This window comes from Achromobacter sp. 1014246743 (genome assembly GCF_059760725.1).
The window spans coordinates 1-8,288 of the sequence record NZ_JCBANA010000122.1; the positions used below are offsets into that span (position 1 = coordinate 1).

At 67.5% G+C, this 8,288-nt stretch carries 6 protein-coding genes and 1 pseudogene; all 7 read left to right on the plus strand.

Going from position 1 to position 8,288, the window contains the following annotated elements; all coding sequences use genetic code 11:
* Positions 1 to 82: 82 nt before the first annotated feature.
* Positions 83 to 298: pseudogene (locus AC6LJ2_RS29555) on the plus strand (3-hydroxyacyl-CoA dehydrogenase NAD-binding domain-containing protein); the annotation flags it as partial.
* A gap of 109 nt (positions 299 to 407) precedes the next feature.
* A complete protein-coding gene (locus tag AC6LJ2_RS29560) occupies positions 408 to 1,718 on the plus strand; it encodes an OmpP1/FadL family transporter (RefSeq protein ID WP_263915380.1) in 1,311 nt (436 codons plus the stop codon).
* A 61-nt stretch (positions 1,719 to 1,779) separates the two neighbouring features.
* Entirely contained in the window at positions 1,780 to 4,170 is a 2,391-nt protein-coding gene (locus AC6LJ2_RS29565) for a 3-hydroxyacyl-CoA dehydrogenase/enoyl-CoA hydratase family protein (RefSeq protein ID WP_498152729.1), read from the plus strand.
* A gap of 9 nt (positions 4,171 to 4,179) precedes the next feature.
* Positions 4,180 to 5,379: an acetyl-CoA C-acyltransferase gene (locus AC6LJ2_RS29570; protein WP_445657085.1), complete on the plus strand. Its 1,200-nt coding sequence runs from the start codon at positions 4,180 to 4,182 to the stop codon at positions 5,377 to 5,379.
* 4 nt (positions 5,380 to 5,383) lie between these two features.
* Positions 5,384 to 5,929 carry a DUF4442 domain-containing protein gene (locus AC6LJ2_RS29575; RefSeq protein ID WP_263915383.1) on the plus strand — a complete coding sequence of 182 codons (546 nt, stop codon included), beginning with the start codon at positions 5,384 to 5,386 and terminating at the stop codon, positions 5,927 to 5,929.
* Positions 5,893 to 6,486, plus strand: a complete 594-nt coding sequence (locus AC6LJ2_RS29580; RefSeq protein ID WP_498152730.1) for a chalcone isomerase family protein — start codon at positions 5,893 to 5,895, stop codon at positions 6,484 to 6,486. The genes AC6LJ2_RS29575 and AC6LJ2_RS29580 overlap by 37 nt, the downstream gene beginning before the upstream one ends.
* A gap of 2 nt (positions 6,487 to 6,488) precedes the next feature.
* Positions 6,489 to 8,177, plus strand: coding sequence for an AMP-binding protein (locus tag AC6LJ2_RS29585; RefSeq protein ID WP_263915385.1), 1,689 nt, complete (start codon positions 6,489 to 6,491; stop codon positions 8,175 to 8,177).
* The last annotated feature ends 111 nt before the right edge of the window (positions 8,178 to 8,288 follow it).

Here is an 8,288-nt window from a genome sequence, read left to right on the forward strand (position 1 = left end):
CGACAAACACCGAAGAATTACCCATAAACCGTTTCGCGGGCAGCTTCAAAGGTGTATAAAAGACAGCTTTTAGCCCGGCGGCGATGGCAAGCCGGTCAAGGACAAGACAGACGCCGCCGGCGCACCGGCCGGCCTGGCCGAGCGCCTGATCCAGCCGTTGATCGATGCCACCCGCGAACGGGTCGATTCCGGCGTGGTGGCCGACGCCGACCTGGCCGACGCGGGCGTGATTTTTGGGACCGGGTTCGCACCGTTCACGGGCGGCCCCCTGCATTACCAGAGCAGTCGCAGTACGTAGCACAGCAGACAACCGGCCATAGGACCCTTTACCCCTGAGCCGAATAGACCGGGACACGAGACCGGCAGTGCCATAGAGACACACTCATCCAACACGAGGAGGCAGTACCATGAGCAGACGTTCATTGTCCCTGAGCACCCTGTCGGCCATTGTGGTCGGCCTGGGCGCGACCAGCGCCGCCCACGGCGCCGGCTTTCAGCTCCTGGAGCAGAATGCCAGCGGCCTGGGCAACGCCTACGCGGGCTCGGCGGCAAATCCGGAAAACGCCAGCATCATCTACTACAACCCGGCAGGCATGACCTACCTGCCCGGCATCAACGTCTCGGGCGGCGTCAACCTGATCAAGCCCTCCTTCAAGTTCTCGGACAACGGCAACAGCCGCAACCCCACGGCGCTGGGCGGCACCCGCCCCACCGGCGGCGACGGCGGCGATGCCGGCAACCTGGGCGTCGTGCCCAACCTGTATGGCTCGTGGCAACTGAGCGAAAAATGGTTCATCGGCCTGGGCGTCGGCGCCCCCTTCGGCCTGATGACCGAATACGACAAGGGCTGGGAAGGCCAGTACCACTCGAACAAGTTCGAGATCAAGACGATCAACGTCAACCCGTCGATCGCCTACAAGGTCAACGACAAGTTCTCGATGGGCTTCGGCGTGAACTGGCAGCACATCGACGCCAACTACAAGAAGAAGACGGTCGTGCCCGTGGCGCTGCCCGGCGGACGCACCCTCTTCACCAATGGCGATGCCGACCTGAACCTGAAGGGCGACGCGTGGGGCTGGAACGTGGGCTTCATGCTGCAACCCACCGAAGACACCCGCATCGGCCTGTCGTACCGTTCCAAGATCAAGCACACCGCCAAGGGCGATACCGACATCGACAACATCGGCCCCACCGGCCAGTCGGTGTCGTTCGATGCCAAGGCCTCGGTCGACCTGCCCGACACCCTGATCCTCAGCGCCACCCACCAGCTCAACGAGAAGTGGGAACTGCTGGGCGACATCTCGTGGACGGGCTGGAGCAGCATTCCCGACCTGAAGATCCGCAACTCGGGCACCGGCGCGCGCGATGACGACCTGCCGCTGAACTTCCGCGACACGTGGCGCATCGCCGTGGGTACGTCGTACAAGTTCGCGCCCGACTGGAAGTGGAAATTCGGCCTGGCCTACGACCAGTCGCCGGTCCACAAGGCCGAAGACCGCCCGACCTCGCTGCCCGACAACGACCGCTACTGGTTCTCGACGGGCGTGCAATGGCAGGCCACCAAGAGCACCACGCTCGACCTGGGCTACACCTATCTGTACCTGCGCAAGACGGACATCGACACCACGTCCGGCAACCAGCTGACCAAGGGCCGCGTCGCGGGCACCTATGACAGCAGCGGCCACATCTTCGGCCTGCAACTGTCGTCCCGCTTCTAGCCTTGCCCCGGGCGGCGGACGGGCCGGTCCCGCCTGCCGCCTGCATTTTCAGGAGACTTCCTTGAGCAAGTTCGTCGTCAAACACGTCGCCGTGCTGGGTGCCGGCGTCATGGGCGCGCAGATCGCCGCCCACCTGGCCAATGCCGGCGTGCCCGTCACGCTGTTCGATCTGGCGGCGCCCGAAGGCGACCGCAACGGCATCGTCAAGAAAGCGCTGGCCGGCCTGAAGAAACTCGAGCCCGCGCCGCTGGCCGGCGCCGCCCGCCTGGCCCTCATCACCCCGGCCAACTACGACGACCACATCGAGCGCCTGCGCGGCTGCGACCTGATCATCGAAGCGATCGCCGAGCGCATGGACTGGAAGACCGCGCTGTACGAGCGCATCGCCCCTCACGTCGCCCCTGGCGCCATCATCGCGTCCAACACGTCCGGCCTGTCGATCGACGCGCTGGCCAATGCCCTGCCCGCCTCGCTGCGCGAGCGCTTCTGCGGCATCCATTTCTTCAATCCGCCCCGCTACATGCGGCTGGTGGAGATCATCGCCACCGCGCACACCCAGCCTGCCGTGCTGGACGAGCTGGAAACCTGGCTCACGTCCACCCTGGGCAAGGGCGTCATCCGCGCGCTGGACACGCCCAACTTCGTGGCCAACCGCATCGGCGTGTTCTCGATCCTGGCTGCCATTCACCACACGCAGCGCCTGGGCCTGGGCTTTGACGAGGTCGATGCCCTGACCGGCCCCAGGATCGGCCGCCCCAAGAGCGCCACCTACCGCACCGCCGACGTGGTGGGCCTGGACACCCTGGCCCACGTGATCGGCACCATGGACAAGGGCCTGCCCGACGACCCGTGGCACCGCTATTTCACCCCGCCCGCGTGGCTGTCGGCGTTGATATCCAAGGGCGCGCTGGGCCAGAAGAGCGGCGCCGGCGTCTATCGCAAGGCGGGCCGCGACATCCTGGTGCTGGACCTGAAGGCGCAAGACTACCGGCCCAGCGCCGGCAAGCTGGCCGACGAAGTCGCCGCCCTGCTCAAGGAACGCGATCCGGCCAAGCGCTTTGCCGCGCTGCGCGCCAGCAGCCACCCGCAGGCCCAGTTCCTCTGGAGCCTGTTTCGCGACATCTTCCACTACAGCGCCGTGCAGCTGGGCCAGGTGGCCGACAACGCACGCGACCTGGACCTGGCGATGCGCTGGGGCTTCGGCTGGGCGCAGGGCCCGTTCGAAACCTGGCAGGCCGCCGGCTGGCAGGACATTGCCCGCGCCGTGGCCGAGGACATCAAGGCCGGCCGCGCCATGAGCGACGCGCCGCTGCCGGCCTGGGCCCTGGAGCCCGACCGCAAGGGCGTGCACACGCCTGAAGGCTCGTATTCCGCCCGCAGCGGCACGCCGCATCCGCGTTCGACGCTGCCGGTCTACCGGCGCCAGCTGTTCCCCGAGCGCGTGTTCGGCGAAGGCGCCGACGATCGCGGCGTCACCGTCTGGGAAAACGAAGGCGTGCGCCTGTGGAACCTGCCCGAGGTGGACGCCGGCATCGCCATCCTGTCGGTCACGTCCAAGAATCACACGCTGGGCGCCGAGGTGCTGGAAGGCATCCTGCAATCCGTCGCCCGCGCCGAACGCGACTTCGACGGCCTGGTGATCTGGCATGACGCCCCCTTCGCCGTGGGCGCCAACCTGCAACAGGTGGCCGAAGCCTGCGCCGCCGGCCAATGGGACATGCTGGAAGCCACCGTCGAGAAATTCCAGCGCACCTCGCAATCGTTCAAGTACGCGCAGATCCCCACCGTGGCGGCCGTGCAGGGCATGGCGCTGGGCGGCGGCTGCGAATTCCTGATGCATGCCTCGCACCGCGTGCTGGCGCTGGAAAGCTATATCGGCCTGGTCGAGGCCGGCGTGGGCCTGATTCCGGCCGGCGGCGGCAGCAAGGAATTCGCCGGCCGCGCGGCCGCGCTGGCTGCCAGGACCGCCACGCCCGGCGAGGTCTTCCCCTACCTGCAACCGGTGTTCCAGACCATCGCGATGGCGCAGGTCGCCAAGAGCGCGCGCGAGGCCGTCGACGCCGGCTTTGCCCGCGAACACGACATCGTGCTGTTCCACCCCGGCGAGCTGCTCTACGTGGCCATCGGCCAGGCGCGTGCCGCGGCCACCGCCGGCTACGTGCCGCCGCCGAAGTTCAAGGACATTCCCGTCGCCGGCCGCAACGGCATCGCCAACTTCGAGATGGTGCTGGTCAACATGCGCGAAGGCGGCATGATCAGCGCGCATGACTACCGCGTGGCGCGCAGCGCCGCCGTGGCCCTGTGCGGCGGCGAGGTCGAGACCGGCGCGAAGGTGGACGAAGAATGGCTGCTGGCGGTCGAGCGCAAGGAGTTCGTCGCGCTCTTGCGCACGCCTGAAACGCAAGCCCGCATCCGCCACACGCTCGACACCGGCAAGCCACTGCGAAATTGAGGAATTGACATGAGCAAGCAGATTCAAGAGGCCTACATCGTCGCCGCGACGCGCCTGCCGGTGGGCAAGCGCAACGGCGCCTACGCCACCACCCGGCCGGACGACCTGCTGGCCGCCGCGCTGAAGGGCGTGCTGGCCCAGACGCCGTGGCTGGATGCCGGCAGGATCGACGACGTCATCACCGGCTGCGCCATGCCGGAAGCCGAACAAGGCATGAACGTGGCGCGCATCGGGCTGTTGCTGGCGGGCCTGCCGCAAAGCGTGGCCGGCGTCACCGTCAACCGCTTCTGCGCGTCGGGCCTGCAGGCCGTGGCCGACGCCGCCGCCCGCATCCGCACCGGCGAAGCCGACATCATGATCGGCTCGGGCACCGAGTCCATGAGCGCCATGCCGCAGATCATGGGCAACAAGGTCTCGCTGAACCCGGCCATCTTCTCGAACCCCGAGAACATCGGCATGGCCTTCGGCATGGGCCTGACCGGCGAAAAGGTTGCCGAGCAATGGAAGGTGTCGCGCGAAGACCAGGACGCCTTCGCCCTGGCCTCGCAACAGAAAGCCAGCGCCGCCATCGCCGCCGGCCACTTCCGCGCCGAGACGACGCCGTTTGAAGTCGTGACCCGCCTGCCGGGCGGGTCCGATGGCAACGTGCATGAAACCCGCCGCCTGGTCGAGGTGGACGAAGGCCCGCGCCCCGACAGTTCCGCCGAGGCGCTGGCGCGCCTGAAACCGGTGTTTGCCGCGCGCGGCAGCGTCACGGCCGGCAACAGTTCGCAGATGTCCGACGGCGCCGCCGCCGTGGTGCTGGTGTCCGAGCGCGTGCTGCGCGAATTCAACCTCAGCCCGCTGGCGCGCTTTGTCGGTTTCGCGGTGGCCGGCGTACCGCCCGAAGTGATGGGCATCGGCCCCATGGCCGCCATCCCCAAGGTGCTGACCCGCGCCGGCATCCGCCAGGAAGACCTGGACTGGATCGAACTGAACGAGGCCTTTGCCGCCCAGTCGCTGGCGGTGATCCGCGAACTCAAGCTCGACCCGGCCAAGGTCAACCCGCTGGGCGGCGCCATCGCGCTGGGCCATCCGCTGGGCGCCACCGGCGCGATCCGCACCGCCACGCTCACCCACGGCCTGCGCCGCACCGGCGGCAAGTACGGGTTGGTGACCATGTGCATCGGCACCGGCATGGGCGCGGCCGGCCTGTTCGAGGCCCTGTAAGCCGGTGAAGCCCTATTGGTTCAAACGGCTATCGCCGGCCTGGCGCGCACGCCTGATGCGGGTGGGATTCAACCTGCATCCGGCGTTTCGCGCCACCGGCGGCCGGGTGTTGCACGTGTCACCGGATTTCCAGCACATCCGCATCAAGCTGCCGCTGCTGCGGCGCACGCGCAACATCGTAGGGTCCATGTACGGCGGCTCGCTGTTCGCGGTGACCGACGGCGCCCATCCCACCATGCTGATGGCCGCGCTGGGCGCGGACCACATCGTGTGGGACAAGGCGGCGTCCATCCGCTACCGCAAGCCCGCCTACACCACGCTGTACGTGGACTTCCGGCTACCGCCGGGAGAAATCGCGGAGATACGCAGGATTCTTGCGCAGCACCACGAGACCACCCGGACGTACACCGTGGAATTGAAGGACAAGGACGGCGTCGTCTACGCCGTCGTGGAACGCACGATCTACATCGCCGACAAGAAGTACTACAAGCAGAAAACGACTGGAGGAGACCCATGCGTGACATCTCTGGAGGGCGAGCCACCGCCCTGAGCCTTATCCTGGCCGCCTGCCTGGCAGGCGCCCCGGCGCTGGCCGCCGACCTGGACGTGGCCGGCGTGCGCGTGCCGGCGCAGTTGTCCGAAGGCGGCCATACGCTGGTACTGAACGGCGCCGGCGTGCGCACCAAGTTCGTGGTCAAGGTCTATGTCGCGGCGCTGTACGCCAGCGCCAGCAGCCAGGACGCCGCGGCCTTGATCAACAGCAACGAACCGCGCCGCATGCGGCTGCAACTCTTGCGCGATGTCGACAGCAAGAGCCTGGACGCCGCGTTGCAGGAGGGATTGCGCGACAATACCCCCAAGGCGGAACTCGCCGCCCTGCAAGGGTCTGCCGGCCGCCTGTCTGCCCTGATGGCCGAGATCGGCTCGGCCCGCGAAGGCGATGTCATCGACCTGGATTTCGATGCCCGCGGCATCTCGGTCACCGACAACGGCAAGCCGCGCGGCCGCATCGACGACCCGGCCTTTGCCCGCGCGCTGCTGCGGGTCTGGCTGGGCGACCACCCGGCACAGTCTTCCCTGAAGAAAGCCCTACTGGGAACTCCGTAAAGATGGAACGAATCTGGCAAAAGAGCTACCCGCCGGGCGTGCCCGCGGAAATCGACCTGGACCCGGCGGCCACGCTGGTATCGATCGCCCGCGACAGCTGCCGGCGCTTCGCCGACAAGACCGCGTATATCAGCATGGGCAAGTCGCTGACGTACGGCGAACTGGACCGCCTGACGCGCGACTTCGCCGCCTGGCTGCATGCCAACGGGTTGCGCAAGGGCGACCGCGTGGCGCTGATGATGCCCAACCTGCTGCAGTACCCGGTCTGCCTGTTCGGCGCGCTGCGCGCGGGCTGCATCGTGGTCAACTGCAACCCGCTGTACACGGCGCATGAACTGGAACACCAGCTGGCCGACTCGGGCGCGCGCGCCATCGTGGTGGCCGACAACTTCGCCGCCACGCTGCAAAAGGCCTTGCCCGACACGGCGGTCGAACACGTGCTGGTCACGTCCATCGGTGAACTGCTCGGCCCCGTCAAGGGCCGGCTGGTCGACTTCGTGGTGCGCCGGGTCAAGCGCATGGTGCCCGCCTGGTCGATTCCCCAGGCGCTGCGGCTGGGCGACGCGCTGCGCGCGGGCCGCGACGCCCCGTTCGACGAAGTGAGCTTGACGCAGGACGACCTGGCCTGCCTGCAATACACCGGCGGCACCACGGGCGTCGCCAAGGCGGCCATGCTCACGCACGGCAATCTGGCCGCCAACGTCACCCAGGCCTATACCTGGGTGCGCCCGCTGGTCAAGGAAGGGCAGGAATGCATCGTCACCGCGCTGCCGCTCTACCATATCTTCGCGTTGACGGCGAACTGCCTGACCTTCATGAAGATCGGCGCCAGCAACCTGCTCATCATCAACCCGCGCGACATTCCGGGCCTGGTCAAGGAAATGGCCAAGGTGCCGTTCAGCGCCTTCACCGGCGTGAACACGCTGTTCAATGCGCTGCTGAACAATGCCGAATTCGCCAAGCTGGATTTTTCGCGGCTGCGGCTGACGATGGGCGGCGGCATGGCCGTGCAGCGCGCCGTGGCGGACCGCTGGCTGGCCGTCACCGGCAAGTCGCTGGCGCAGGCCTATGGCCTGACCGAAACCTCGCCGGCCGTCACGATCAACCCGCTGGACGTCCAGGTGTTCACCGGGTCCATCGGCCTGCCGGTGCCGTCCACGGATCTGTCCATCCGCAATGACGACGGCCAGGAACTGGGCGTGGGCGAAACCGGTGAAATCTGCGTGCGCGGCCCGCAAGTCACGCAGGGCTACTGGAACCGGCCGGACGAGACCGCGCTGGTGATGTACCCCGACGGCTTCCTGCGCACGGGCGACATCGGCTACGTCGACGAGACCGGCTACGTCTACCTGATCGACCGCAAGAAAGACATGATCCTGGTGTCGGGCTTCAACGTCTATCCCAACGAGGTCGAGGACGCGGCCGCGCTGCACCCCGGCGTGCGCGAGGTGGCAGCCATCGGCGTGCCCGACGAACGCTCGGGCGAAGCCGTCAAGCTGTACGTGATCCGCAAGGATCCCAACCTGGACGCCGAAACGCTGATCGCGCATTGCCGCACCCAGCTGACCGGCTACAAGGTGCCGCGCTACGTCGAGTTCCGCGACGACCTGCCACGCACCAACGTGGGCAAGATCCTGCGGCGCGAGCTCAAGCCGGCCGCCCAGCCGCAGAAGGACACGGCCGGCGCCTAGCGGCCGGCGCGGGGCCCGCCCCCCGGCCGTGGGCCCTCTCTTAATACCATCTGACCCGTCCCGTCAAACGGTGCATGTGTATGTCTCCGATACCGACCTACACATAAATAA